This is a genomic window from Frankia umida, assembly GCF_023242945.1.
GTDB classification, from domain to species: domain Bacteria; phylum Actinomycetota; class Actinomycetes; order Frankiales; family Frankiaceae; genus Frankia; species Frankia umida.
Map to the genome: position 1 here is coordinate 91,940 of NZ_JALKFT010000015.1, position 25,889 is coordinate 117,828.

General features: G+C 72.0%; 21 protein-coding genes. 11 read left to right on the plus strand and 10 right to left on the minus strand.

All coding sequences use genetic code 11. From position 1 onward, the window contains the following. Positions 1–139: 139 nt before the first annotated feature. Together MXD59_RS15870 and MXD59_RS15875 are read right to left on the minus strand one after the other, a co-directional pair. The gene (locus MXD59_RS15870) at positions 140–1,051 is read right to left on the minus strand and encodes a glycosyltransferase family 2 protein (protein ID WP_163547445.1); all 912 of its coding nucleotides are present in this window, start codon (positions 1,049–1,051) and stop codon (positions 140–142) included. A gap of 56 nt (positions 1,052–1,107) precedes the next feature. Further along, the gene (locus MXD59_RS15875; protein WP_225438017.1) at positions 1,108–2,376 is read right to left on the minus strand and encodes a glycosyltransferase family 2 protein; all 1,269 of its coding nucleotides are present in this window, start codon (positions 2,374–2,376) and stop codon (positions 1,108–1,110) included. Between the two features lie 111 nt (positions 2,377–2,487). On the opposite strand from MXD59_RS15875, the gene MXD59_RS15880 reads away from it, so the two are divergent. Beyond that, entirely contained in the window at positions 2,488–3,702 is a 1,215-nt protein-coding gene (locus MXD59_RS15880; RefSeq protein ID WP_248825498.1) for a glycosyltransferase, read from the plus strand. Here the strand turns inward: MXD59_RS15880 and pth are convergent. The 3 genes from pth to MXD59_RS15895 form a co-directional block, all read right to left on the minus strand. Then, positions 3,699–4,292, minus strand: a complete 594-nt coding sequence (pth, locus tag MXD59_RS15885) for an aminoacyl-tRNA hydrolase (RefSeq protein WP_163547447.1) — start codon at positions 4,290–4,292, stop codon at positions 3,699–3,701. The two genes, MXD59_RS15880 and pth, sit on opposite strands and share 4 nt — an antisense overlap. Positions 4,293–4,438: 146 nt before the next feature. Then, positions 4,439–5,059, minus strand: a complete 621-nt coding sequence (locus tag MXD59_RS15890; protein ID WP_248825499.1) for a 50S ribosomal protein L25/general stress protein Ctc — start codon at positions 5,057–5,059, stop codon at positions 4,439–4,441. A 522-nt stretch (positions 5,060–5,581) separates the two neighbouring features. Further along, entirely contained in the window at positions 5,582–6,331 is a 750-nt protein-coding gene (locus tag MXD59_RS15895; RefSeq protein WP_248825500.1) for a hypothetical protein, read from the minus strand. A 295-nt stretch (positions 6,332–6,626) separates the two neighbouring features. On the opposite strand from MXD59_RS15895, the gene MXD59_RS15900 reads away from it, so the two are divergent. Then, positions 6,627–7,727 (plus strand): 4-(cytidine 5'-diphospho)-2-C-methyl-D-erythritol kinase, encoded by a 1,101-nt coding sequence (locus MXD59_RS15900; RefSeq protein ID WP_248825537.1) that lies wholly within the window; start codon positions 6,627–6,629, stop codon positions 7,725–7,727. Between the two features lie 70 nt (positions 7,728–7,797). Continuing rightward, positions 7,798–9,594 (plus strand): ABC-F family ATP-binding cassette domain-containing protein, encoded by a 1,797-nt coding sequence (locus tag MXD59_RS15905; protein WP_248825501.1) that lies wholly within the window; start codon positions 7,798–7,800, stop codon positions 9,592–9,594. Between the two features lie 246 nt (positions 9,595–9,840). On the opposite strand, the gene MXD59_RS15910 is transcribed toward MXD59_RS15905, so the two are convergent. Further along, positions 9,841–10,983 carry an acyl-CoA desaturase gene (locus MXD59_RS15910; RefSeq protein ID WP_248825502.1) on the minus strand — a complete coding sequence of 381 codons (1,143 nt, stop codon included), beginning with the start codon at positions 10,981–10,983 and terminating at the stop codon, positions 9,841–9,843. Positions 10,984–11,665: 682 nt separating this feature from the next. Here MXD59_RS15910 and glmU point away from each other — a divergent pair. The 3 genes from glmU (at position 11,666) to MXD59_RS15925 (ending at position 15,350) form a co-directional block, all read left to right on the plus strand. Further along, entirely contained in the window at positions 11,666–13,198 is a 1,533-nt protein-coding gene (glmU, locus tag MXD59_RS15915) for a bifunctional UDP-N-acetylglucosamine diphosphorylase/glucosamine-1-phosphate N-acetyltransferase GlmU (protein WP_248825503.1), read from the plus strand. A gap of 114 nt (positions 13,199–13,312) precedes the next feature. Then, positions 13,313–14,287, plus strand: coding sequence for a ribose-phosphate diphosphokinase (locus MXD59_RS15920; protein WP_308222775.1), 975 nt, complete (start codon positions 13,313–13,315; stop codon positions 14,285–14,287). Between the two features lie 37 nt (positions 14,288–14,324). Further along, positions 14,325–15,350: a tryptophan--tRNA ligase gene (locus MXD59_RS15925; protein ID WP_248814327.1), complete on the plus strand. Its 1,026-nt coding sequence runs from the start codon at positions 14,325–14,327 to the stop codon at positions 15,348–15,350. 22 nt (positions 15,351–15,372) lie between these two features. On the opposite strand, the gene MXD59_RS15930 is transcribed toward MXD59_RS15925, so the two are convergent. Both MXD59_RS15930 and MXD59_RS15935 read right to left on the minus strand, forming a co-directional pair. After that, a complete protein-coding gene (locus MXD59_RS15930; protein ID WP_248825504.1) occupies positions 15,373–16,371 on the minus strand; it encodes a ribosomal RNA small subunit methyltransferase A in 999 nt (332 codons plus the stop codon). A 92-nt stretch (positions 16,372–16,463) separates the two neighbouring features. Beyond that, positions 16,464–17,288 carry a TatD family hydrolase gene (locus MXD59_RS15935; RefSeq protein ID WP_248825538.1) on the minus strand — a complete coding sequence of 275 codons (825 nt, stop codon included), beginning with the start codon at positions 17,286–17,288 and terminating at the stop codon, positions 16,464–16,466. A 203-nt stretch (positions 17,289–17,491) separates the two neighbouring features. Here MXD59_RS15935 and MXD59_RS15940 point away from each other — a divergent pair, with 203 nt between their 5' ends. Together MXD59_RS15940 and MXD59_RS15945 are read left to right on the plus strand one after the other, a co-directional pair. Then, positions 17,492–18,595: a type 1 periplasmic-binding domain-containing protein gene (locus MXD59_RS15940; RefSeq protein WP_248825505.1), complete on the plus strand. Its 1,104-nt coding sequence runs from the start codon at positions 17,492–17,494 to the stop codon at positions 18,593–18,595. Positions 18,596–18,736: 141 nt separating this feature from the next. Beyond that, positions 18,737–19,309: a YdcF family protein gene (locus MXD59_RS15945; RefSeq protein ID WP_248825506.1), complete on the plus strand. Its 573-nt coding sequence runs from the start codon at positions 18,737–18,739 to the stop codon at positions 19,307–19,309. A gap of 18 nt (positions 19,310–19,327) precedes the next feature. Here MXD59_RS15945 and rsmI read toward each other — a convergent pair whose 3' ends face one another. Beyond that, the gene (gene rsmI, locus MXD59_RS15950) at positions 19,328–20,434 is read right to left on the minus strand and encodes a 16S rRNA (cytidine(1402)-2'-O)-methyltransferase (protein ID WP_248825507.1); all 1,107 of its coding nucleotides are present in this window, start codon (positions 20,432–20,434) and stop codon (positions 19,328–19,330) included. Positions 20,435–20,609: 175 nt separating this feature from the next. On the opposite strand from rsmI, the gene MXD59_RS15955 reads away from it, so the two are divergent. Continuing rightward, positions 20,610–22,259, plus strand: a complete 1,650-nt coding sequence (locus MXD59_RS15955) for a dolichyl-phosphate-mannose--protein mannosyltransferase (RefSeq protein WP_283096992.1) — start codon at positions 20,610–20,612, stop codon at positions 22,257–22,259. Positions 22,260–22,622: 363 nt separating this feature from the next. Continuing rightward, a complete protein-coding gene (locus MXD59_RS15960; protein WP_006541195.1) occupies positions 22,623–22,820 on the plus strand; it encodes a hypothetical protein in 198 nt (65 codons plus the stop codon). A gap of 78 nt (positions 22,821–22,898) precedes the next feature. On the opposite strand, the gene MXD59_RS15965 is transcribed toward MXD59_RS15960, so the two are convergent. After that, the gene (locus MXD59_RS15965; RefSeq protein ID WP_248825509.1) at positions 22,899–23,498 is read right to left on the minus strand and encodes a hypothetical protein; all 600 of its coding nucleotides are present in this window, start codon (positions 23,496–23,498) and stop codon (positions 22,899–22,901) included. Between the two features lie 350 nt (positions 23,499–23,848). On the opposite strand from MXD59_RS15965, the gene MXD59_RS15970 reads away from it, so the two are divergent. Further along, entirely contained in the window at positions 23,849–25,633 is a 1,785-nt protein-coding gene (locus MXD59_RS15970) for a glycoside hydrolase family 15 protein (protein WP_248814309.1), read from the plus strand. The last annotated feature ends 256 nt before the right edge of the window (positions 25,634–25,889 follow it).

A 25,889-nucleotide genomic window follows, 5' to 3' on the forward strand; every position in this document is an offset into this window, starting at 1 on the left:
CCCAGGGCATCCCATGGCTCCCCAGGACGGACGGCCCCGGACGGGCACCCGAGGGTCCCCACCGCACGCGGCCGGCCGGCCAGCCGGCCAGCCGGTCGGTCGAGCCCAGGTGCGGCGGGGTGCGGCCGGGTTCAGTCGCTCAGGGTGCGGGCGGGCCGACGAGCAGGCCCTTGATGTACGCGGCATGCTCGTCGGCGGTGGCCTTCTGACCGCGGGCCCGGGACAGCACGGTTCGGCCCGCGTAGCCGGCGACCAGCATCGAGCGCATCACGTTCACCCGTCCCGGGGCGTTGTGCTTGCGCAGGTAGCGGACCATCGAGGCGCCCCGCATCTGCAGCATCCAGGTCTTGCCGGCGCCGCTGCCGCCGGCGCCGTGCGGCACCAGCAGGTCGGTGCGCAGCTTCTGGCGCAGGCCCGCCTCCCGGATAGCCCGGCCCAGCGCCATGTCCTCGTTGTAGACGTAGAACGTCTCGTCGAAGGCGCCGAGCTCGAGGAACATCGTGCGACGCACGGCCATGCAGGCCCCGGTCAGCCATTCGGGGTTCATCGGCCGGCCCGGCGTCGGGCGGGCGAACAGCGCCGACGTCGGGGCCACCTTGTGCGCGCCCAGGACGTGCAGCAGCACCCGTCGTGGCGTCGGCTCCCAGCCGCCGTTGCCGAGTTCGGGCTTTCCGTCGTGCCCCTTCATCGTCGCCGCGCTGGTCACCAGCTCCGGGTCGGCGAGCAGATCGTCGACGAGGACGTCGATGACGTCGACGGTGGGGCGGCTGTCCGGGTTGCCGAGCACGACGAACTCGTACCGGGACGACCGGATGCCCATGTTCGCGGCCTTGGAAAAGCCCTTGCCACCGCCGGAGTCGAGATAGCGGCTGTTCGGCCGGTCGGCGATCAGCTGCTCGACCCCGTCGGCACCGGCGGCGTTGTCGACCACCACCACCGGCATGTCGGTCGGCAGCGTCGCGAACAGACCCTCGAGCTGCTCGCGGCTGTGGTAGCTGACCAGCACGAGTTCGTACTGCCAGGTGGACCGCTTCGGTCGCTCGACGGCCACGGCGACACGCTCCTCACTACCTGATGTGCGGAACTACCTGATGTTCCGGCTGCTGCTCACGGACGGGTGGGGCTCAACGCATCCGACGTCGAACCCGGCGGCGTCACCGGGGACGATCCGGACGCGGGCGGCAGGCCGGCCGGCGCGGACGCCCCAGCCGGCACCGCACCGGACGCGGTCGCGGTGGGCGCGACCCGCTCGGGCTTGGGCCACACGGCGGGACGGTCACGGGCCAGGAAGCGGCGTACGCCGCCGAGGGCGACGGCCTGCAGGAAGAAGACCTGCGCGACGAGCCTGGTCGGGCCCGGTGGGGTGCGACCGGTGAGCAGGGCGGCGGTGCTCGCGGCGCCGACGGCGTTGCCGGCCAGGAACACCCGGGCGACCCAGCTGTGGCGGGCGGCGGGAACGGCGATCCCGATCAGCACGACCTGGGCGACGGGCCCGAACGACGAACGGACCAGCCGGTGCCCCCACAGCTGCGGGGTGACCGGCAGCGCGCCGGGCACCAGCGCGGCGCGACGCCGCCAGAGCATGTCCAGGTTGCCGGCGACGATCCTGGTCCGACGTTCCCACTCGCCGTTGTAGTCCGGCGCGGCGGGCTCGAGGGAGTACGCCTCGGGCTCGTAGACGACGCGCAGGCCACCTTCGAGGACGTCCAGGGCGAGCCAGGCGTCGTCGACGGCGGTGTCCGCGGGCAGCGGGCGGAAGGCCTGGCGGCGAAACGCGAGCATCTCGCCGACGACGCCGATCGTGGCCCCGGTCGCGGACTCGCAACGCTTGAGCCACGACTCGAACTTCCAGTAGAAGCCCTGGGCGCCGTCGGGGTCGTCGACCCGCTTCTCGCCGGCGACCGCCCCGACCGTGTCGTCGGTGAAGTGGCGGGCGGCGGCGCGCAGCGCGCCGGGAGCGAGCACGGCGTTCGCGTCGGTCAGCACGACGACCTCGTGGGAGGCCGCGGCGACCCCACGGTTGACCGCGCGGGCCTTGCCGAGCCGCTCACCGGAGGAGAGCACCCGCACGCCTGGACGGCGCGATGCCTCGGCGGTCTCGGCATCGTCGGCGACGACGATGATCTCCATGGTCCCGGGGTAGTCGGTACCCGCGAGCTCGTCGAGCTTCGTGCCGATGACCGCGGCTTCCCGATAGGCGGAAACGACGACACTCAGGCCCGGCCAGCCAAGGGGATCGGGGTCCGCCGGCACCGGTGTCTCCAGGCCCCGACTACGTAGCCCGATATAAACCGGGTACAGAACGTGACCGTACACGGTGGCGGCTCCGAGCGCCGCGACGGCGGCACCTCGACTGATGGTCCGGACACCTGTCATGTCGTCAACCGTAGCGTTGCACCGTGGGCATCCGGCCATGGGCTCCTCATGCCGCTCGGCGCGCTACCTCCCGCAGGGGCCACCGTCCGCACGCCCGTTACAGTGGGTCGGGTGAGTGACTCCACACGTTGGATCGTCGTGGTCGAGGAACCGTTTCTCCCGGCCGATGCCGGCGGTCGGGTGGAGACCCTGAGTTTCCTGACCGCGGCCGCCGCCGCCGGTATCCGGATGCAGGTCCTCGTCCCCGCGCGCGACGACATCGACATCGCGGCGTACGAGGAGGCGATTCCCGGTTCCGCGGTCACCCGGCTGCGCCGGGACGACAGCCCGCGCGCCCACCTGACGCCGAAACCGTTCATGCACGCCTCCCGGCCGGTGGGTCCGCTGCGCCGGGCGTTGGAGGCGACCCCACCCCGCGCCGACGCCGTGATCAGCTACAGCTGCCGATCGTCGCATCTGGGTGAGGAGATCGCCCGGATCTGGAAGCTTCCCCATCTGGTCCGGGCGCACAACGTCGACTCGGAGTTCTTCCGGGTGCTGGCCCGCAGCGGTTCGGGGCCGCGCGCCCTCGCCTATGAGGTCGAGTACCACAAGCTGCGTCTGGCCGAGCTTTCCCTGCACCATTCGCCGCTGGTCACCTGCATCGCGGACATCTCCCTGGAAGATCACCAGTGGCGGCGGGCCCGGGCGAGTGTGCCGACCTTCCACCTGCCGCCGTTCCTGCCGGTCGGCGCCCTGCGGGCCGGCGTCGGCGCGGATGCGGCCACCGATCCGGCGAGCGCCGCGCCCCGCGACGGGCAGCGGCTGGTGTTCGTCGGCTCGCTGGACACCCCGACCAACATCGAGGCGTTGCGCTGGTTCCTCGGCGGATGCTGGCCGTCGGTGCGGGTGCGCCATCCCGAGGCGACGTTCCAGGTCGTCGGACGGCGACCGGAGGACGGCCTGGCCGCCTGGCTCGCGGGCTTCGACGGCGTCGAACTGCACACCGACGTCCCCAGCGTCGTCGGTTACCTGACGGCGGCGACCCTGTCGGTGAACCCGATGCAGTCCGGTTCCGGCGTCAACATCAAGGCCATCGAGGCGATGGCGACGGGAACTCCGGTGGTGAGCACCCCGACCGGCAGCCGCGGGCTGGGCTGGACACCAGGCACCGACCTGCTGGTGGCCGAGGAGCCGGCCGCGTTCGCCGCCGCCGTCAGCGACCTGCTGGCGCAGCCGGCGCGGGCCGCCGAGATCGGCGCGGCCGGGCGTGCCTATGTCCTACGGGAACTCGACCACGGCACGCTGATCCGCACGATCGAGGAGCATCTGAACCCCGCCGTCTAGAGCAGGGCGTGGTAACGGTTCTGGGTGGGCTCGAGGCCGTGGGTGATCAGCATTTCCACCGAGTCGGCGGCATGCTCGAGCAGCAGCGGCAGGTCGCGGCGCTCCGCGGTGCCGAAGTCGCGCAGGACGAAGGCGGCGGCGTCCATCCGACCCGGGGGCCGTCCGACGCCGACCCGAACGCGCAGGTAGTCGCGGGTGCCCAGCGACGAGGTGATCGAGCGCAGGCCGTTGTGACCGTTGTCTCCGCCGCCCTGCTTCAGGCGAACCGTCCCGAAGGGGATGTCCAGTTCGTCATGCACGACGATGATCCGAGCCGGCTCGATCTTGTAGAAGCCTCGAACGGCGGTGACGGGGCCACCGGAGAGGTTCATGAACGACAGCGGCCGGGCGAGAACCGCCCGGGCGCCGGCGAGGCGAACCTCGGCCACATCCGCCCGCGAGCGGTGCGACTTCAGCCGCGCCCCGGCCCGCTGCGCCAGCAGATCGACGACCATGAAACCGGCGTTGTGTCGGTTTCCGGCGTAGTCCGGGCCGGGGTTGCCCAGTCCGACGACGAGCCAGGGCCCGTCGTCGGTCGGGATGTTCGTCATGGCCCGTCCATCCGCATGTCGTCATCGGGTGGCATCGCAGGTCCAGTAGTGCGTGTGCGTGTGCGGGTGGTGCAGGTTCAGGTGCAGGTGCAGGTGGTGCGTGTGCGGTGGCGCCGGGTGTCGACGGAGGGATCCCGCCCGCGTGGTTACGCGGACGCGGTCGCCGCGCCGGCTTCCTCGGCCGCCGGGGTCTCGCCGAGCGCTGCCTCGACCTGAGCGGTGGTCCGCTTGGCCAGGCACTGCACGACAACGAGATCCGGATCGGCGTCGAGCACCGAGCCCGCGGGCAGCGCGAGCTGACGGGCCAGCACGCTGGTGCCGGGCTCGAGACCGGTGATGTCGATTTCGATCGGGCCAGGCAGACGGGCCGCGTCAGCCTTGACCGCGATCGTCATGACCTGCTGGTCGATCAGGGTGTCGGGGTGTGCATCCCCGATGACCTGGACCGGGATCTCAGCGACGATCTTCTCGCCCCGGCTGACCAGCACCAGGTCGATGTGCTCGAAGCTGCCCTTGATCGGGTGGCGTTGGACGTCCTTGGCGAGCGCGAGCTCGATGCCGTCGCCGAGCTCAAGGGTGAGCAGGACGTTGGTACCGGCGTCGGTCTTGAACGCGTGAAGCAGGTCGTGCGCGGGAAGCGCGATGTGGCGCGGCGGCTTGCCGTGCCCGTAGAGAACGGCCGGTACCTTGCCGGCGCGGCGGGTGCGACGTGCACCGCCTTTACCGAACTCGGTGCGCGGCTCCGCGGCGATGCGGACCTCGGACATGGCGACGCACAGTCCTTCCAGACGTGGGATTCTTCGCCGGAGGGCGGACGAGCCACCGCGGCGCGGTCCTTCACAGTACCGGACTCCACGCGCGCAGGGGCCACCGCCCGGAGTTGTCAAGTTCCGCGCCGCCGGAGACCGCCCCCACTATGGCGCCCTGCACCCCACCGACCCGCCCCGGATACGCCGTACTGCTCGCGGTCCGCCCGCCCCGGACCGCGAGCCCGGGCACCTTCGCAGGTCAGAGGCGACCGGGCGGCGGATTACGCGCAGGTCAGACGGCCTACGAGCCGCCTGGCCCCGCGATCGGCGCGGCCGGGACCCGGCGCGTCCGACCGGCACGTCAGTGCCCCGTACGCAGCCTGACGGTGCACCCGAGCGGCCCGCCCGCGGCCTTCCACCCGCCCGGCGCGGACGGGGTCAGGCGCCCCGTCCCGACCGGGCCGACCGGGCTGTCCGGGCCGATCCGCCGGCTGGCTCATGCCTGGCCGGCCGATCATCCCTGCCACCCTCGGGCCGGCGTCACCACTGCCGGTGATCCCCGCGTAGGTGACGACGCGCCGACCACCGGCGCCGGTACACCGACCACCGGGACCGTTTCCCCGCCGCCCACTCGCCGGCCGCCCACTCGCCGGCCGCCCACTCGCCGGGCGTCCACTCGCCGGTCATCCGGTCTGCGGCCGTCCAATCGCCGGCCGCAGGGTCTCCCGAAGTCCGGTCGTCCGCGGCTTCGAGTTCTCTGCGCGCGTTCGCCGCGGCCCGGTCCCGCACGCGTCGGCCACCGGCGATCCGACGAGCCGCGGAACGGCGACCGCGGTGCGACGCCGACCGCGAGCGCCGAGCCGTGGCCGACGCGGCACCGGCACCTGTCGACGGCTGCGCCGAGGTCCGCGACGCGGTCGCGCGGGACCTCGCCGCCGTGGCCTCGGGCTCGGTCTTGGGCTCGGGGGCTCCGGTCATGTCCGCATGCAGCGCACGCAACTGCTCGACCCGCGTCTGTGGGCTGAGGTCGGGGTCGTGATGGGTGGCACGGACGAAGGCGCGCAGCTGGGCCCGGCGGCGTGCCGCCTCGACTCCCTCGATGCGATCCGCCGGCGGCCGCGACGCACGCCCGACCCCACCAGCCGCGGACCTGCCAGCCGCGGACCCGCGGGCTCCGGACCTGCCTGCCGCGGCTCCGCCGGAGCGGGAGGTGGTGCTGGTGGAGGTGGTGGTGCTGCTGGAGCCGGCACGCGTGGTGTCGGGCCGGGATGTTCTGGTGGTGATGGTCATGATGATTCCTCCCCCGCCGCGCCTGGTGAGACGGTGGACCGCGGCGCACGCGCAGCGGGGAGGGAGCCTTCCGTTCGGGGGCACCCACGCCAGCGACTCGTTCGTATCCGCCGCTGCACCAGCCCGACTGTGGGCGTACCCCGTGGCCGGCGGACGTACGCCGTGGGTGGAGCGCGATGCGCCGCGGAGCCGGCGGATAGGTTGGATCGCAGGCCACGCCGCACCGTGAGCCGCCAGTGAGCGTGAGCCCGCGCCCTCGAGGCCGAGCCGACGAGTCCGAGTGAAGGAGCCTCCGCTGACTCGATCCCACCCGGCGCCGCGCCACGGCGCGCACGCCGGTTCCACCGTCACCGTCCGGGCTCCAGCCAAGGTCAACCTGCATCTCGGTGTCGGACCGCTGCGTCCGGACGGCTATCACGACGTGATCACCGTCCTTCAGGCCGTCTCCCTGTTCGACGACCTGACGGCCACCGTGCCAGCGACCGCCCCGGGCACGTCGACGACCGCCAGCACCCCCACGGCCGTCGACCAGCCGGGTTCTGACACGTCCACCGGCCTCGAGATCACCGTGGCGGTGACCGGCGAGGGTGCCGCCGGGAACAGGCCGGCCACGTCCACGCCGGACGTGTCGATCGTCCCGACCGGGCTGGACAACATCGCCGTGCGGGCCGCGCACCTCGTGGCCGAGGCCGCCGGGATCACCTCCGCGCGGCTCCACCTCGCCCTGACCAAGGGGATTCCGGTCGCCGCCGGGATGGCCGGGGGCAGCGCGGACGCCGCCGCCGCCCTCGTCGCCTGCGACGCGCTGTGGCAGACCGGTCTCGACCGGGCCACCCTCGCGGAGCTGGCCGCTCGCCTCGGCAGCGACGTCCCGTTTCCGCTGGCCGGTGGCACGGCCCTGGGGACCGGACGAGGTGAGCAGCTCACCGATGTGCTGGCCACCGGCGAGTACTACTGGGTCTTCGCGCTGGCCGACGGTGGGCTGTCCACGCCCGCGGTGTACGCCGAGTTCGACCGGTTGTCCGAGGGCAGACTGCGCAGCGGGCCGACACCGGCGGACGACGTGCTGGCGGCGCTGCGCACCGGGGATCCGCGTCAGCTCGGCGCGGCGCTCGTCAACGATCTGCAGCCGGCGGCGCTGCGACTGCGTCCGGCGCTGCGGCGGGTCCTGTCGACCGGCACCGAGCTTGGCGCGGTCGGCGCGATCGTGAGCGGCTCCGGTCCTACCTGCGCTTTCCTCGCCGCGGGCGCCACCGAGAGCATCGAGTTGGCTGCGAGCCTGGCCGGGATGGGCGTGGCCCGTGCGGTCCGTCGCGCCGCGGGCCCGGCCGCCGGTGCCCGGGTCGTCGCCGGTGCGGGCACCGCTCCGGTGGGTCCCACGGGCGACGGGCCGTGAGCGTCTGGCGGCTGAGCTCGACGAACGTCCACTCCGATGATCGAATCACCCGAAGGGCTGGGATGCGCTAGTGGCTGTGCCGTTGGTGGGCGCCGAGGCGCTGCACCTGGAGTACCCGACCCGAGTGGTGTTCGGTTCGGTCACCGTCGGAGTGGTCGAGGGCGACCGGATCGGGATCGTCGGGCGTAACGGGGACGGCAAGTCCAGCCTGCTCGGGATGCTCAGCGGCCTGATCGAGCCGCACGGCGGCCGGGTGACCCGCCGGGGCGGGGTGCGCGTCGGGGCGTTGTCGCAGAGCGATGACCTGGACTCGGCGCTCACCGTGGGCCAGTCGATCGTCGGGGATCAGCCGGAGCACGAGTGGGCCGGCGACGCCCGCATCCGCGACGTGATCGGCGGACTCGTCACCGACCTGCCCTGGGAGGCGCGGATCGGTGAGCTCAGCGGCGGTCAGCGACGCAGGGTGGCCCTGGCCACCCTGCTGATCGGCGAGTGGGACGTGATCGTGCTGGATGAGCCGACGAACCATCTCGATGTCGAGGGCATCTCGTGGCTGGCCGAGCACGTGAAGAACCGGTGGGCGCGCAACTCCGGCGGGCTGCTGGTGGTCACCCACGACCGCTGGTTCCTCGATGAGGTCTGCACGCAGACCTGGGAGGTCCACGACGAGATCGTCGAGCCGTTCGAAGGTGGTTACGCCGCCTACGTGCTCCAACGGGTCGAACGCGACCGGATGGCCGCGGCCACCGAGAGCAAGCGGCAGAACCTCATGCGCAAGGAGCTGGCGTGGTTGCGCCGGGGCGCGCCGGCCCGCACGTCCAAGCCGAAGTTCCGCATCGACGCGGCCAACCAGCTGATCCAGGACGTGCCGCCGGCCCGTAACCCGGTCGAGCTGCAACGGCTGGCGGTCACCCGCCTGGGCAAGCAGGTGATCGACCTGGAGGGCGCCGGGGTTCGCTACGGCGACCGGGAGGTCCTGCGGGACGTCACCTGGCGGATCGCGCCCGGTGAGCGCACGGGGATTCTGGGGGCCAACGGCAGCGGCAAGTCCACGCTGCTGGGCCTGATCGCCGGCACGGTGGCGCCGACCTCCGGGCAGATCAAGCGGGGCAAGACCGTCCGGCTCGGCCTGCTTGACCAGCAGTTCTCCCAGCTCGCGGAGATCGGCGGCGACCGGGTGCGCGAGGTGCTGGCCCGCACCCAGACCACGTTCACCATCGACGGCCGCGACACGACCCCGGCGCAGCTGCTGGAACGGCTCGGTTTCGCCCGCGAACATCTCCAGGCCCGCGTCGGCGAGCTTTCGGGTGGGCAGAAGCGACGTCTGCAGCTGCTGTTGTTGCTGCTCGACGAGCCCAACCTGATCGCCCTGGACGAGCCCACCAACGATGTGGACGCGGACATGCTGGCCGCGACCGAGGACCTGCTGGACTCGTGGCCGGCGACCCTGCTCGTGGTGTCCCACGACCGTTATCTGCTGGAACGGGTCACCGACCAGCAGTACGCGATCCTCGATGGGCAGCTGCGGCATCTGCCCGGCGGCGTGGACGAGTACCTGCGGCTGCGCCGTGAGCAGGCATCCTCGCGCGCGCCGGGCGAGGGCGCGTCGAAGGCGTCCCAGCCGGGGTCGGGGTCCTCCGGGCTTTCCGGCTCCGAACGTCGGACCGCGCAGAAGGAGGTCTCGGCGATCGAACGTCGCCTCGACAAACTCCAGGCCGAGATGACGAAACTGCACGCCCGGATGGCCGACCACGACCAGAGTGACTACGCGGGCCTGCAGAAGCTCACCGGTCAGGTGCGCGCCGCCGAGCGGGAGACCGTCGAACTCGAGGAACGCTGGCTGGAACTGTCCGACCTGATCGGCTGATGCCGGCCGGCGCCTTTCTGCGCTTTCCGGTCGTGCGGGCAGGCCGCGCGCTTCTTCGGCAATCACCATGGCAAACCGCAGCCACCGAAGCGTCACATATTGATTATCGTGGCTCATCGCTGGCATAGAAGACATGTACCGGGCGCACAAGGCGCACAAGAGGAACCGTCTGACGCTGGGCGAGCGAACGTCGATGCCGGCCGGGCCACCGGGCCGGCATCGACGTTCGGATGGTCGCCGGTCAGGTCACGACGCGGCTCCCTCCGGGGTGGCGGGCCGCGCGGTGACGCGCTTGGCGGCCAGGCGGGCCGGGTCCGGCCAGCGGACGTCCCAGGCCACGTGGGTGATCTCCATCAGTTTGATCAGGTAGAAGCTGGTGTCGATCTGCCAGGGCCGCACGCCGTGGCGGGCCGAGGTGGGCTCGGCGTGGTGCAGGTTGTGCCAGGACTCGCCCATCGACAGCAGGGCCAGCGGCCACACGTTCGTCGAACGGTCACGGCTGCGGAACGGGCGGGTACCCAGCACGTGGCAGATGCTGTTCACCGACCAGGTGACGTGGTGCAGCAACGCGACCCGCACCAGACTCGCCCAGAAGAACGCCTGCGCGGCCGCCTCGAACGAGCCGCCCCACAGCCCGCCGATCAGCGCCGGCGCGGCCAGGCTGACGAAGGCGCACAGGCCGAACGCGCGGCTGACCCGGACCAGGTCGGGATCGTCGAGCAGATCGGGGGCGAACCGCTGCTGGTCGGTCTGCTCGACGTCGAACAGCCAGCCGACGTGCGCGTGGTACAGACCCTTGAGCATCGGCAGCGTGCCGGGGCCGTAGCGCCACGGCGAGTGCGGATCACCCTCGGCGTCGCTGTAGGCGTGGTGCCGCCGATGGTCGGCGACCCAGCGGATGACCGGCCCCTCGATCGCCATGTTGCCGGCGACGGCCAGCGCGATCCGCACCGGACGGGACGTCCGGAAGCCTCGATGGGTGAGATAACGGTGGAAACCAACCGTTACGCCGTGGCCGCTGATGCCGTAGAACACGACGGCGAGGATGACGTCCCGCCAGGTGATCCAGTGGCCCCACAGGGCGGGAATCGCCGCGATCAGCGCGACCAGCGGAACCAGGATCACAAGCAGCAGCGTGATCTGCTCGGCGCGGGCCTTGGCCATGGACCGTGGCACGGTCGCGTGGCCCTGGGCGTTGGCCGGATCGGCCCGCCGCCGGGACGTCGAGCCGTCCCGCGGGCCGGGTTCGTCGTCTGGGCCCCGACCGTCGTCGAGGCCCAGGGCCTGCTCGAGCGCCTGGGCGTCCTCGAGTGGCTGGGCGCCGGCGGCCCGGGCGGCATCGCCCGGCACCCGGCCGTCCCCGGGGCTTACCGTGTCGGTAGCGGTCATGGCCTCGTTCCGTCCGTCGCGGCAGGTCAGTGCACCGGCGGGTCCCATGACCGGCGCAACACGGTCACGGTAGCCCGCCGATATGACAACAGTCCCCACTGTCGACGTCCAGCACGCAAACCGGCGGACCCGTGGACCGATGGAAGCACGGAAGCCGGCCCGAAGCCGACCCGGTGCCCACAGTCACCCACCATCGCTGACGACCCTGCTCGCGCGGGAGCGATCACCGCCTGCGGCCAGGAACGCTACCGCCCTGCTCACGGGGCTGACCCCGAGCAGACTTTCTCTTCCAGGGGACCCTCGATGGTAGAGTTGACGTGTTTTCCCGCAGTCCGCCGTAGTGTAATAGGCAGCACAGGAGATTTTGGTTCTCTTAGTCCACGTTCGAGTCGTGGCGGCGGAGCACTACCAGTAATACCATCCACAAGAATTCATCGAAAGCACCGTGGCTGGCCGGTCACCCCGGGCCGCCGTTTCCGGGGCCGTGGTGGCGTCGGTGCCGCCCCGGTGGCAGCCGGCTGATCGCGTCGGCGGTGTGCCCGCCCTGCCAGGAGACACGGGGTGGGCACGGTACTGTGTCGGCGTCGCCCCATCGTTGTGTCGACCGAGGATTCGGGGGGATCGTGTGACACCACCACGACCGGCAGCCGTAGTCGTTCTGGCGGCAGGTGAGGGTCGGCGGATGCGTTCGTCGCTGCCCAAGGTCCTGCACCCCCTGGCCGGTCGCACCCTGCTCGAACACGTCCTGCACGCCACGGTCGCGCTGGACCCGACGCACACCGCGATCGTGGTCGGGCATGGCCGCGAGCAGGTCACGGCGATGCTCGCCGAGCGGGCGCCGAAGGCCGTCACCGCCGTACAGGAGCGCCAGCTCGGCACCGGGCACGCCGTCCGGGTCGCGCTGGACGCGCTGAGCACCCCCGCGCAGGGCCCGTCGGCGGGGCTCGCGGCGGCGGTGGGGCTCACCGGTGACGACACCATCGTGGTGCTGCCGGGCGACACCCCGCTGCTCACCTCGGCCACGCTGAGCGCGCTGGTCGACCAGCACCACCGCGGCCAGGCCGCGGCGAGCGTGCTGACCGCGGTGCTCGAGGACGCCACCGGTTACGGCCGGGTCGTGCGTGCCAGCGGCGGCGACGTGCGGGCGATCGTCGAGCAGCGTGACGCCGACGCCGCCACCGCGGCCATCCGGGAGATCAACACCGGGGTCTACGTCTTCCAGGCTGGCCCGCTGCGTTCCGCGCTCAGCCGCCTGACCACGCAGAACGCCCAGGGCGAGGAGTACCTGACCGACGTCATCGGCCTGCTCGTCGGCGACGGCGCGGTGGTCACGGCGCTGGCGGTGGCCGACCCGGCGGAGGCGGCCGGGGTCAACGACCGGGTGCAGCTGGCGGCCGCCGGACGGGCGCTGCGCGATCGTCTGGTCGACGCGGCGATGCGCGGCGGCACCACCGTCATCGACCCGCAGACCACCTGGATCGACGCGGACGTCACCCTCGAACCCGACACCACCATCGCCCCGCACACCTTCCTGCACGGTCACACCCGGATCGCCAGCGGCGCCGTCGTCGGCCCGGAGTGCACGCTCATCGACACGGTCGTGGGCGCCGGTGCCACGGTCGTACGCACGACGGCGGAGCGCTCCGAGATCGGCGCCGGCGCCACCGTCGGCCCCTACAGCCATCTGCGCGGCGGCACCCGACTCGGCCGCGAGGGCAAGATCGGCTCGTTCGTCGAGACCAAGTCCGCCCACCTCGGGGACGCCACGAAGGTCCCCCACCTGGCCTACGTCGGCGACGCGGTCGTCGGTGACCGCAGCAACATCGGCTGCACCACCGTGTTCGTCAACTACGACGGCGTCACCAAGCACCGCACGGTCATCGGCTCGGACGTGCGGATCGGCAGCGACACGATGCTCGTCGCACCGGTCACCATTGGTGACGGCGCCTACACGGGTGCGGGTTCGGTGATCCGCGAGGACGTCCCCCCCGGCGCCCTGGCCATCCGCGAGGGCCAGCAGCGCAACATCGAGAACTGGGTGGCCCGCCGCCGCCCCGGCACACCCGCCGACCAGGCCGCCACCGCGGCCCGTGCCAGCACCGGCACCGGCGGTGGCGACGGCGGCGCGGTCGTCGGCGGCCAGGGTGACGTGACGCACAACCAGTCGGAGACGGCCGGCATCACTGGCGTTCCGGGGGCTGAAAGCAGAACGTAGAAGCGATCGTCCCAACGCTACGACCAGCGGAGGGAGTTCTGACGCCCGATTCGTCCCCAGGATGTTCGGGGCCTGCGCACGTCCCAGTCGTCCGGCACGCCCGAGGAGAACGTGGTGGCCTACCAGACCGAGAACCGGCGCAACCTGATGCTCTTCGCGGGACGATCGCACCCGGATCTGGCGGCGGAGGTGGCGGCCGAACTTGATGTGACGCCGGTGCCGACGAACGCCTACGAGTTCGCCAGTGGCGAGATCTTCGTCCGGTTCTCCGAATCGGTCCGCGGCTGCGACGCGTTCGTCCTGCAGTGCCACACGGCACCGGTGAACACCTGGCTGATGGAACAGCTGATCATGGTGGACGCCCTCAAGCGCGCGAGCGCGAAACGGATCACCGTGGTCGCGCCGTTCTACCCGTACGCCCGCCAGGACAAGAAGCACCGCGGCCGGGAGCCGATCTCCGCCCGGCTGGTGGCCGACCTGTTCAAGACCGCCGGCGCCCACCGGCTGATGTCCGTCGACCTGCACACCGCGCAGATCCAGGGCTTCTTCGACGGCCCCGTCGACCATCTCTTCGCGTTGCCGCTGCTGGCCGACTACATCGAGAACAAGCTCGACACCTCCGAGGTCACGGTGGTCGCGCCCGACTCGGGGCGGGTGCGGGTCGCCGAGCGCTGGACCGACCGGCTCGGCTGCCCACTGGCTATCATCCACAAGCGTCGCGACCCGGACGTCCCGAACCAGGTCAAGATGTTCGACGTGGTCGGTGAGGTCCGCGGCCGTACCTGCGTCATCGTCGACGACATGATCGACACCGCCGGCACGATCACCAAGGCCGCCGAGTCGCTGCGGGCGCACGGCGCGTCGAACGTCATCGCCGCCGCCACGCACGGGGTGCTGTCCGGCCCGGCCGCCGACCGACTGAAGAACTCCGAGATCAGCGAGGTCGTCCTCACCAACACGCTGCCCCTGAGCAGCGAGGCCCGCATCGACAAGATCACCGAGCTGTCGATCGCACCGCTGCTCGCCGCGGCGATCAAGGCGGTCTTCGAGGACGGCTCGGTCACCGGCCTGTTCGGCGGGGACGCCTGAGCCAGGTTCCGCCGCCCCCTCCGTAGACTTCCCTGCCATGGCAGCGGAACAGCCGAAGGTGTCGCTCACCGGTATCAAACCGACCGGTGAGCCCCATCTCGGGAACTACATCGGCGCGATCCGGCCGTCGCTGGAACTCACCGAGACCTACGAGTCGATCTACTTCATCGCCGACTACCACGCCCTGACCTCGATTCGTGATGGCGCGGAGCTGGCTCGGTACACCCGCTCGGTGGCGGCGACCTGGATCACACTCGGCCTGGACCCGGCGAAGACGATCTTCTACCGGCAGTCCGACGTCCCGGAGATCTTCGAGCTGTCCTGGGTGCTGTCCTGTGTCACCGCGAAGGGCCTGATGAACCGGGCCCACGCCTACAAGGCCGCCCGCGACCGCAATGTCGAGAACGGCGTGAAGGACCTCGACGCCGGCATCAACATGGGGCTGTTCAACTATCCCGTGCTGATGGCGGTCGACATTCTCATCATGAACACCGATGTCGTGCCGGTCGGCCTGGACCAGTCGCAGCACGTCGAGTACACCGCCGACATCGCCGGCACCTTCAACCATCTGTACGGCGGGGACTTCACCCTGACGGTGCCCACGGGCATCTACCCGGCGGGCGTGTCGGCGAAGTCACTGCCTGGCACGGATGGTCGCAAGATGAGCAAGTCCTACCGGAACACCATTGCGCTGTTCGCCCCCGAGAAGCAGCTCCGGAAGCTGGTGCGCGGGATCGTCAGTGACAGCACCCCCGTCGACGAGCCCAAGGATCCGGACACCTCCGCCGCCTTCGCCCTGTACGAGAACTTCGCCGCCGCCGAGGCGGTCAAGGACATGCGCGCCCGGCTGGAGGCCGGCGGCACCGGCTGGGGCGAACTGAAGAACACCCTGTTCGAAACGCTCAACGACTGGCTGTCGCCGTTGCGCGAACGCTACGACGCGCTGGTGGCCCCCGGCAGCGAACTCGACGCCATCCTCGCCGACGGCGCCGAACGCGCCCGGGAGCGGGCCCGTCCCGTGCTCGCCGGTGTCCGCCACGCGGTCGGCATCACCACCGGCTGACCTGCGGCCGGCCCCGGCCGGCTCAGGTCGCCGCGGCGACCTCGCGGCGGGCCAGGGCCAGCCGGCAGTAGGCGTGGACGTCGAGGGTCTCACCGCGGGCACCTGGATCGACGCCGGCGGCCTCGGCCAGCGCGGTGGCCCTCGCCGGTGAGCCCGCCCAGCCGGCGAGGGCGGTGCGCAGGGTCTTGCGACGCTGGGCGAAGGCCGCGTCGACGGCGGCGAACACCTCCGCGCGCAGGTCCGGCGGGCCCGGCGGCACATCCCGGCGGGTGAAGGCGACCAGGCCGGAGTCGACGTTCGGCTGCGGCCAGAACACCGGCCGCGGCACCCCACCCGCCCCGCGGCTGTGCGCGTACCAGGCGAGTTTCACACTCGGCGCGCCGTACACCCGGCCGCCCGGGGTGGCGGTGAGCCGGTCGGCGACCTCCGCCTGCACCATCACCAGCCCCCGCCGCAGCGACGGAAACCGCTCGAGCAGCCCGAGCAGCAGCGGAACCGCGATGTTGTAGGGCAGGTTGGCCGCCAGCACCGTGGGCGGCCCCGCCGCCAGATCGGCGGGCAGGTCCGCCGGGACGACCCGCAGCCCGTCCGCCAGCACCACCCGCAGCTGTGCGCAGACCTCCGCCGGCAGCCGAGCGGCCGCCGTCGCCGGCAACGCACCCGCCAGCACCGGATCCACCTCGATGGCGACCACCGCCCCCCGCGGCCCCGCCGGCTCTGCCCGTCCGGCCGCGTCGGGCCGTCCCGCCGCGTCGGACGGTTCCGCGGAACCGGACAGCAGCGCCGGACCGGCCGGTCGCGTGGCACCGGAACGCTCGGCGGCGACGGCGCTGACCAGGCCCAACGTGAGCGAACCGAGGCCGGGGCCGATCTCCAGGACGCAGTCGCCGGGGCGGACCCCGGCCAACCGGACCAGCCGACGCACGGTGTTCGGATCGACCAGGAAGTTCTGCCCGCGGCGCTTGGTCGGATGCACGTCCAGCGCCTGCGCCAGCGCCCGCAGATCCGCCGGGGCGAGCAACCCCTGCAGCGGCGGCGCGGCCGAGGACGAGGCCGCCGAAGACGCCGAAGACGCGGACCGCGGTGGCGAACCGGTGCCCGGCGCGACGTTGCCTACCAGGGCCCGAACACCCGCTCGGCGTTGGCCGCGATCGCGGCTCCCAGTTCGGCGACGCCGACTCCGCGGGTCGCGGCCAGCACGCGCAGCGTCAGCGGGATGAGGTACGGCCCGCCGGGACGGCCCCGCCACGGCACGGGCGTCAGGTAGGGGGCGTCCGTCTCGACGAGCAGCAGGTCGGCCGGGGCGACCAGAGCGGCCTCCCGCAGGTTCGCCGCGTTCTTGAACGTCACGTTCCCGGCGAACGACATCACGTAGCCGGCGTCGGCGCAGACCTTCGCCATGGCCGCGTCGCCGGAGAAGGCGTGGAAGACGACCGTCTCCGGCGCACCCTCCTCGGTGAGGATACGCAGCGTGTCCTCATGGGCCTCGCGGTCGTGGATCATCAGCGCGCGGCCGGTCTCCTTGGCGATCGCGATGTGCCGGCGAAAGCTCTCCTGCTGGCGGGCGTGACCTTCCGGCGGGGTACGGAAGTAGTCCAGGCCGGTCTCCCCCACCGCCCGAACCTTGTCCTTGCGGGCTAGTTCGGTGACAGCGAGATACGTCTGTTCGCTCACGCCCCGGGACGCCTCGTTGGGATGGATCGCCACCGCGGCGTAGACCTGCGGGTGGGCCTCGGCGACCTCAACCTGCCAGCGGCTCGTCGCCAGATCCACCCCGACGGTGACCGCGCGGGTCACGCCGACGGCGGTGGCGGCGGCGAGCGCGGCCTCGACCTCGCCGTCCATAAGGTCGAGATGGCAGTGACTATCGACCACCGCGACGGGCAGCGGGTCGGGCGACGGCGGCGGATCACCGGTACGACCGGAGCTTCGGGTCAGCTCACCCACCACCTTCCACCTGACGTGTCGTGACCTGGCACCCTGATGCCCATGGCCGTGCTGGCGGACGACGCGGGGCCGTGCGATCGCCGGGCCGTCCACGCGATGTCAGGAAATTCTACGGGGAGCTTGCGGCGTCCCGCGGCCCGGCCCAATCGGGCATGGGACGCTTATCGGGTGAACCACTGCAAGGATTCCCTTCGATGACGACGCCGCTGACCGTTGCGCTCGTGACTCCCCTGACCGGCCCGAATGCCGCCCAGGGTCTCGCGGGGCTGCGCGGTGTCACCCTCTGGGCTCGGGACGAACGCCTGCCCGCCCCCTGGGACGAGGTGAGTCTCACCGCCTACGACGCCCATCCTGAGCCGGCGGCGGCGATGCGGGCGGCCGCCGCGGCCCATCCCGATGCCCTGCTCGGGCCGTACGGCAACCGTGCGGCCCTGGCCGCCTACGGGGCGACCGACCGGGTGGTGTTCAACACGGGCGCGCCGTCCACCCGGTTCGTCCGGCAGGCGTTCCCCAACGTGGTCAACATCGCCGCGGCCACCTCGACCTGGCCGCGCGGCGTCCTGTCGCTGGTGCGCGCGAACGACCGGCGGGCACGCAAGGTGGTGCTGCTCGCCTCGGGTGACAACGCTGTCGAGATCACCTCGTTGACCCGGGCGGCGGCCGCGGCCCAGGCCTTCGAGGTCACCTCGCACGTCTTCCCACCCGGACGCGCCACACTGGCGGCCAGCCGGCTGCCCCCCGGCGACATCCTGATCGTGCACGCGGCCCCCGACGACGAACTGGCCGCGGCGAACATCCTGCTGCGCCGGCCGTGGCGGGCGGCGGCGTTCTCCACCGCGGTCAGCGCGCAGGCCACCGCCAGCCTCGGCGACCTGCGCGAACGCCTGCTCGCGCCGGGCAGTTGGCTACCGGAGAGCACCCGGGCGACCTCGACCGGCCCGACCGCCCGCGAGTTCACCGCCGACTACACCGAACTCCACGGCGTCGCCCCGACCGAGACCGCCGCCTGGGCGTACGTCAGCGGTCTGATCCTCGGCCGGGCGATCCGCTTCTGCGGTGGCATCCAGGACACGTCCGTGCTGGCCGCGGCCCGCGGCATCGACACGACCACCCTGCTCGGACGGTTCCGCCTGGACGAGGCGACCGGCCTTCAGGTGGGCCATCAGATCCCGATCGTGCAGTGGCAGGACGGCATCTCCCACACGGTGTGGCCGCGCGACGCCGCCCGGGCGACCTTCGCCCACCCCCGCCTGATCACCCGCTCCCCCGCCATCGCCCCGCGTCCCGTCGCCCGCTGACCCGCTGACCCGCGTTGACCCGCTGACCGGCGGCACCGCGCGCCGCGGTGCTGGTCCGGCGCGGCGTTACGGCGGGTGACGCACCTGGCGGGTGTGAATGGTGGTTGGCTCGGCCCAACCGACGCGAGGACGGGAGGCGTCATGGTGTCCCCACCATCCGACGACGCGCCGCCCGCCGCTCCCCCGGCGGTGCGGGGACGGCGGCGACGGCTCGTGCTGGCGGGTGTGGCGGGTGTGCTGGCGATCGGGTTCACGCTGGCGACGGTGCGTCTGTTCGTCCTGCCGCACCGGGACGCACCCGCGAAGGCGGACGCGATCGTCATGTTCGCCGGCAGCACCGGCCGGCTCGAACGCGCCGTCGCCCTGGCCCGGGCGGGCTACGCACCGGTGCTCGTCGTCTCCACGCCGACGGCGGACGACCCGTGCCCCCGCGGGCTGACCGAGGTCGAGGTGATCTGCTTCGCGCCCGTACCGCTCACCACCAGGGGCGAGTCACGCTGGCTGGCCGCCGCCGCGGCCCAGCGGGGCTGGCGTTCCGTCCTGGTGATCACCGCGACCACGCAGACCACCCGGGCGCGGCTGCGCCTCGATCGCTGCTACCACGGCGAGGCCCGAATGATCAGCGTCCCGCCGCCCCGCGGCATGTGGCCCTACATGATCGCCTACGAGTGGGCCGCGATGGGCAAGGCGCTTGTGCTGCAGCGCGGCTGCTGACCGGACGGCCCGTCCCGATCAGCGGCCCGGCCGGGCGGGGCGGGCCGGGCGGGCGGCGATCTCGGCGGCGTAGACGTCGTTGCGGGACAGCCCGTAGTCGGCCGCGACGGCCCGTCGGGCCTCCTTGCGCGACATCCCGGTCGCCGCCCGCCGCTCCACGTCCGCCGCCAGCACCTCGGCCCGCACCGTCTCCACCTGCCCCGGCGGCGTCTCGCCCTCGAGGTCGCCAGCCTCGAGGTCCGCCTCGACGCCAGCCATGGCAGCGATGGCAGCCCCGGCAGCGATGTACGTCCTGGCAGCGGAGTCCGCCGTCGGAGTGGCTGTGTCCGTCCCAGCGGTGCCGGCGGGGGCGGGCAGAGTCACATCGGCGGGCAGAGTCACATCGGCGGGCAGAGTCACATCGGCGGGGGGACCGGTGAGGATCGTGGGGGGTGGTCGGCGGGGGGCGCCGGCGAGGACGAGGGTGAACTCGCCGCGGATGACCCGACCATCGGTGGCCCAGGTGAGCAGGTGGGCCAGATCGCCGCGGACGATCTCCTGATGGGTCTTGGTCAGTTCCCGGCACAGCACGGCGGCCCGCTGCGGCCCGAAGGCGGCCGCGAGGTCGCGCAGCCCGGCCTCGAGCCGGTGCGGGCTGTCCAGGAACACCATCGTGCGGGATTCGGTCCGCAGTTCCCGCAGCCGGGTCCGCCGGTCGGCGCCGCGGCGCGGCAGGAAGCCCTCGAACGTCCAGCGGTCGGATGGCAGGCCGCTGACCGCGAGCGCCGCCGTCACCGCGGACGGGCCGGGCACGACGGTCACCGTCATCCCGGCGGCCGCGGCCGCGGCGACCACCCGGAAGCCCGGATCGGACACCGCCGGCATCCCGGCGTCGGTGACCAGCGCGACGGTGTCACCCCGGCGCAGATGCTCGGTCAGCTGGGCCGCACGGGCGCCTTCCACCGCGTCGTAGCAGGACACGATGCGTCCTGTGATGGTCACGCCGAGCCCGGCCGCCAGACGCAGCACCCGGCGGGTGTCCTCGGCTGCGATCACATCCGCTGTGGCCAGGATCTCGCCCAGACGGGGGCTCGCGTCCCGCACATCACCGATGGGTGCACCACAGAGCACCAGGGTCCCGGACACCCGACCAGTGTCGCAGGCGGTAGGACCTACCCTGATCGGTGTGACGGTGACAACGGCCCCCGTGCCCCGGAGTGTGAGCGGACGCGCGAAGGGCACGTCCTCGTCCGCCGTGGGCGGTTCGAGTGCCCACGGCCGGCCACCCGCACCAAGCCTGCGTGACCGGCTGTGCCCGCCGATGCCGGGTAACCCGCTGGGCGGCTGGCTGGCCACCCTCTCGGTCGCGGTGCTCGCCGGCATCCTGCGGTTCTGGAACCTCACCCAGCCCCGCGGCGTCTACTTCGACGAGGTCTACTACACCAAGGACGCCGCCGGTCTGCTCAAGGCCGGCTACGAGATCGACTCGAACTCGTGTGTCGGCCCGGCGTTCGTCGTCCATCCACCGTTCGGCAAGTGGCTGATGGCGGCGTCCGAGGGGCTGTTCGGCTACACCAGTTGCGACGGGACGCCGCACGGCAGCCCCGAGCTCGGCTGGCGGTTCTCGGCGGCGTTGTTCGGCACCCTGGCGGTGCTGGTGCTGGCCCGCGCGGCCCGTCGGATGTTCCGCTCCACCCTGCTGGGCTGTTTCGCCGGTCTGCTGCTGGCGATGGACGGTCTGGAGTTCGTGCAGAGCCGCATCGGCATCCTCGACATCTTCCTGATGACCGGCATCGTGGTGGCGCTGGCCTGCCTGCTGGCCGACCGGGACCACGGACGGGGCAGACTCGCCGACCGGCTCACCGCCGCCGCGCTGGCCACCGCCACCGCACCCGCGTCCGCCACCTCGGCCGCCTCCGCCACCTCCGCCACCTCGGCCAGCTCCGATGCGGCCGCGATATCGGCGGTGCCCGAGGCGGCCACGTCCCAGGGGCTTGACGCCGGGGCGCCGGTGGCTGTCGCCGGGGCCGGGCCGCCGGTGGACGACCGGCGGGCGCGGCTGGGCGAGCTGTACGGCCCGCGGCTGGGCCTCCGGCCGTGGCGGCTGGCGGCCGGGGCGGCGCTGGGCCTGTCGATGGGCGTCAAGTGGAGCGCGCTGTACTCGATCGTGGGGCTGTCCGCGCTGGCGCTGGCCTGGGACATCGGTGCCCGGCGCACGGGCGGTGCGCGCCGGCCCGTCCTCGGGGCGCTGCGGCGGGACCTGCCCGGCTGGCTCGCCGGCTTCGTCGCCGTCCCGATCGTGGTCTTCCTCGCCACCTGGACCGGCTGGTTCGTCACCGACGGCGGGTACTACCGCCACTTCTACGGCAACGGTTTCGTCGATGCCTGGCGTGGCTGGTGGAAGTACCAGATGGCGGTGCTGCACTTCCACGAGGGCCTGCACCAGGGCCACGCCTCCGCGTCGCACCCCATGAGCTGGCTGGTGATGGGCAGGCCGGTGGCGTACTACTGGTCGGCTCCCGCCTACGGGAAGTCCGGCTGCCACGACCCGTCGGGCTGTTCCCGCGAGGTGCTGGCGCTGGGCAACCCGGCCATCTGGTGGGTCGGGGTCGCGGGGCTGCTCGCGGTGCTGGCCTGGTGGATCACCCGGCGCGACTGGCGGGCCGCGCTGGTGCTGGTCGGGTTCGGCTCGGCGTTCCTGCCCTGGCTGCTGTTCCCCGCCCGGACGATGTTCTTCTTCTACGCCCTGCCGTGCCTGCCGTTCCTGGTTCTCGGCCTCACCGGCCTCGCTGGCCTGGCACTGGGCCCACGCGGCGCCTCCGACACGCGACGCCTCGTCGGCGCGCTGTCGGTCGGGCTCTACACGATCGTGGTGGTGCTGCTTTTCGCGTACTTCTATCCGATCCTCGCGGCCCAGGTGATCCCGTACTCCTCCTGGCGAGCGCGTATGTGGTTTCCCGGCTGGATCTGACCGCCGCACAGCACATCCACATCCATCGTGGATGTGTCTTGTCTCACATGTCGCGACTCGCACGCAATGTGCACACCGAACGCATTTATCCAGTCACGCGTGGCGATATGGTGGCCAGATCGACGCCGCCCTCGCACTCTCGATGATCATTCGAGCTCGGAACGTGATATTCCCCGGGTTTCGAGGCCATGACCGCCGCCCTGGATGGAGGGGCCGTCGCACACGGCATGGGCACCATCGGGGATGGTGAGTCGGTCATCATGCCCACGTCCACACGGCGGGTCGGACCCGCGCGTGGATCTCCCTGCGACCTCCGCTCACCGGAGCCGGATGCCGGGGGCAAGAACCTGGAGGAAACAGACCATGGCGGATGTCTCGGTACGCTTCGCGATGACCGACGACAGCGAGATCGTCCTGAACCTGTCGCTGACACAGGCGATCCGGCTCACCGAGGCGATCGCGTCCAAGGTCAGCCAGGCGATGACCGAGCAGCCGCGGGCCGGCATGAACGGCAACGCCTACGGCCCCGGCGTGCGTCCCGGCCCGTACTCCACCTCCTGACAGACACCGCGACCTCCTGACGCCGTGTCCCGCTGACGGTGTCCCGCTGACGCCGCGGCGTCCCCGGCCGCGTCCCGCTCAGCCGCGGTCGGCGGGGCCGCCGGTGAGCTGGGCGATCAGGGCGCGTAGGAGATCGAGGTCGCGGCGGCGACGCTCGGCGGCGGCCGCGGCCGCGGTGGCCTCGTCGGCCGGCCGTCCGGAGCCGACCGCGGGCGCGGGGGTGAGGGCGGCGCGGACCCGGCGCAGCTTGTCGCGCAGCGAATCCAGGGCGACGGGGGGCAGCAGGCCGTCGCGCAGGACGAGGACGACGTGACCGCCGTGCTGGACGACGTCCACCGGCTCGGCCATCGGCACCGTGACGACCCGGACGCCGACGGGTGCCTCCTGGTCGTAGACGAGGCAGAGCTGGGCCTCGTCGAGGACCTCGGCGCTGCCGTCGTCCCACAGGACCGTCGCGCGGGCGCAGATCAGTGGTGCCGCCGCGGGAGACACCTCCACCCGCACGGAACCGGTCTGGTCGCTTGGCGCGCGGCGACCGGCGGGGTGAACAGCGAGCACGGTGCCGCGACGGGACCAGATACCGCCGCCGAGGTCGTCGATCGGGAAGACCCGGTCCCCACGAGCGAACATCACCAGTGCGGCGGGACCGTCCTCGGCGGTCTGGAGGTGGGCGCCCATGGCGTGATCGTAGGTGCCCCACCAGAGGGGGCGCGCGGCCAGACCCCACGGGAGTGGGCAACGTGATCGGCCTCGATACCGGGAGCCACCCGTGGGCGTGGTCGGCACCACATCCCTGACCAGCCCGCTGACCATGGACGACAGGCAAATCCACGGTGGCGACGCGGCTGGCGTTACCGCGGGTTCACATTGTCGCCGGGGGCGACGCCAGGGTTTACCGACGGGCGTGGGCGAGGGTGCGATGGACGGGTTACCGTCGCGTGGTTGCCCCGAACGCCCCATCTCCAACACAGCCTGGCTCGGCGCCCGGCTACAGCGCTCGTCCCCCTCACGCCTCGCGGAGTCCCTGAATGGCCCACACCGACTATCCGCCCATCGAGGAGCACGCGGTCATCGGTGACCTGCGCACCGTGGCGCTGGTCGCCACGGACGGCACGATCGACTGGTACTGCCCGCAGCGTTTCGATGCGCCGTCGGTCTTCGCGAGCCTGCTCGACGCCGACCGCGGCGGGTCCTTCCGCATTCACTGCCCGCAGTCACGGGCGAAGCAGCTGTATCTGCCCGACTCGAACGTGCTGATGACCCGTTTTCTCGCACCGCGCGCGGTGGGCGAGGTCGTCGACTTCATGGTGCCGATGGACAGCGACGTCACCGAGACGCCGCATGTCATCGTCCGCCAGGCTCGGGCGGTGCGCGGGACGGCGTCGTTCCGGCTGCGCTGCGACCCGCGGTTCGACTACGGCCGGGCGGCCCACACGGTGACGCTGGTTCCCGGTTCGGGGGCGGTGTTCGCGTCCACCACGGGGACGCTGGTGCTGCGCACGTCACTGCCGCTGCGCATCGACGGTACGGCCGTGCACGCCGATTTCGACCTGGCCATGGGCGAGACCGCGGACATCATCCTGGAATGGAACGCCTCCATCCGGCCGCTGGCCACCGGCGAGGCCGACGCGCTGTTCAACCGGACGTTGAAGTACTGGCAGTCGTGGATTCGCCGGGGGCGTTACCACGGCCGCTGGCGGGAGATGGTGCTGCGCAGCGCGCTGGTGCTCAAACTGCTCGTCTACCGGCCGACGGGGGCGCTGGTGGCGGCGCCGACGACGTCGCTGCCGGAGGAACTCGGTGGCGTGCGCAACTGGGACTACCGCTACACCTGGATCCGCGACGCCGCGTTCACCACCTACGCGCTCATGGCACTCGGTTTCACCGACGAGTCGGCCGCGTTCATGGACTGGCTGGAGCAGCGCTGCCACGAGGCGCCGAAGGAATCCGGGCTCTACGTGCTGTACAGCGTGGACGGCAACGCCCACCTGGACGAGATCGTGCTGGACCACCTGGCGGGTTACCGCGACTCGAAACCGGTGCGGATCGGCAACGCCGCCGCCGAGCAGTTGCAGCTCGACATCTACGGCGAGCTCATGGACTCGGTGTACCTGTACAACAAGCGGGTGCCGATCTCGTTCGGGCTGTGGGAGGCGCTGGGCCGTCAGCTCGACTGGCTCGCGAAACACTGGGACTCACCCGATGAGGGCATCTGGGAGACCCGCGGCGGACGGCAGCGTTTCACCTATTCGGCGCTGATGACCTGGGTGGCGTTCGAGCGGGCGTGCCGTATCTCGCGTCAGCGCGGGCTGCCCGGACCGACCAACGACTGGAAGGAACTCGCCGGCCAGGCGTACCGGTTCGTCCAGAACGAGGCCTGGAATCCGACTCGTGGCGCCTACATGGAGTTCCCCGGTTCGCCGCGGCTGGACGCGTCGCTGCTGTGCATGCCGCTGGTGAAGTTCTCCGGGCCGACCGACCCGCGGTTCCTGTCCACCCTCGACCGGTTCGGCGAGGACCTGGTCAGCGACAGCCTGGTCCGCCGCTACGCCGCCGACGGCAGCGACGGGCTGACCGGCGACGAGGGCACCTTCAACCTCTGCTCGTTCTGGTATGTGGAGGCGCTGACCCGCGCCGGACGGGTGGATGATGCCCGGCTGGTCTTCGAGAAGATGCTCACCTACGCCAACCACGTCGGCCTCTACGCCGAGGAGATCGGCCCGTCCGGGGAGGCACTGGGCAACTTCCCGCAGGCCTTCACCCATCTGGCGCTGATCAGTGCCGCGATCAACCTCGACCGCGCGCTGGGCTGACCGCCGCCCCAGGCAGGATGGGAGCCGGCGCGGTGACAGCTCTGGCACCGCGCCCGACACCGGGCCTGGCACCACGCCCGGTGCCGCGTCCCGCACCGGTCGCGAGCACGACAGGACCACATCGGCGCATCCGACGCCCACAGACAGGTCAGTGCGACGAGGATAGGGCGATGGCCGGCAGGTGACCGCAATCGGCCAGGTGGACGGGGACCAGGCAGGGACGCGGACGGGGGCTGGCCGGGAATCCGGCGGGCCG

What these genes read in the sequence shown, in the direction of transcription:
- MXD59_RS15940 (WP_248825505.1), top strand. Translation starts at nt 17,492, where the DNA reads ATGACGACGCCGCTGACCGTTGCGCTCGTGACTCCCCTGACCGGCCCG.
- MXD59_RS15945 (WP_248825506.1), top strand. Translation starts at nt 18,737, where the DNA reads ATGGTGTCCCCACCATCCGACGACGCGCCGCCCGCCGCTCCCCCGGCG.
- MXD59_RS15955 (WP_283096992.1), top strand. Translation starts at nt 20,610, where the DNA reads ATGCCGGGTAACCCGCTGGGCGGCTGGCTGGCCACCCTCTCGGTCGCG.
- MXD59_RS15910 (WP_248825502.1), bottom strand. Translation starts at nt 10,983, where the DNA reads ATGACCGCTACCGACACGGTAAGCCCCGGGGACGGCCGGGTGCCGGGC.
- pth (WP_163547447.1), bottom strand. Translation starts at nt 4,292, where the DNA reads ATGACGAACATCCCGACCGACGACGGGCCCTGGCTCGTCGTCGGACTG.
- MXD59_RS15875 (WP_225438017.1), bottom strand. Translation starts at nt 2,376, where the DNA reads ATGACAGGTGTCCGGACCATCAGTCGAGGTGCCGCCGTCGCGGCGCTC.
- glmU (WP_248825503.1), top strand. Translation starts at nt 11,666, where the DNA reads ATGCGTTCGTCGCTGCCCAAGGTCCTGCACCCCCTGGCCGGTCGCACC.
- MXD59_RS15890 (WP_248825499.1), bottom strand. Translation starts at nt 5,059, where the DNA reads ATGTCCGAGGTCCGCATCGCCGCGGAGCCGCGCACCGAGTTCGGTAAA.
- MXD59_RS15970 (WP_248814309.1), top strand. Translation starts at nt 23,849, where the DNA reads ATGGCCCACACCGACTATCCGCCCATCGAGGAGCACGCGGTCATCGGT.
- MXD59_RS15960 (WP_006541195.1), top strand. Translation starts at nt 22,623, where the DNA reads ATGGCGGATGTCTCGGTACGCTTCGCGATGACCGACGACAGCGAGATC.
- MXD59_RS15925 (WP_248814327.1), top strand. Translation starts at nt 14,325, where the DNA reads ATGGCAGCGGAACAGCCGAAGGTGTCGCTCACCGGTATCAAACCGACC.
- MXD59_RS15965 (WP_248825509.1), bottom strand. Translation starts at nt 23,498, where the DNA reads ATGGGCGCCCACCTCCAGACCGCCGAGGACGGTCCCGCCGCACTGGTG.
- MXD59_RS15895 (WP_248825500.1), bottom strand. Translation starts at nt 6,331, where the DNA reads ATGACCATCACCACCAGAACATCCCGGCCCGACACCACGCGTGCCGGC.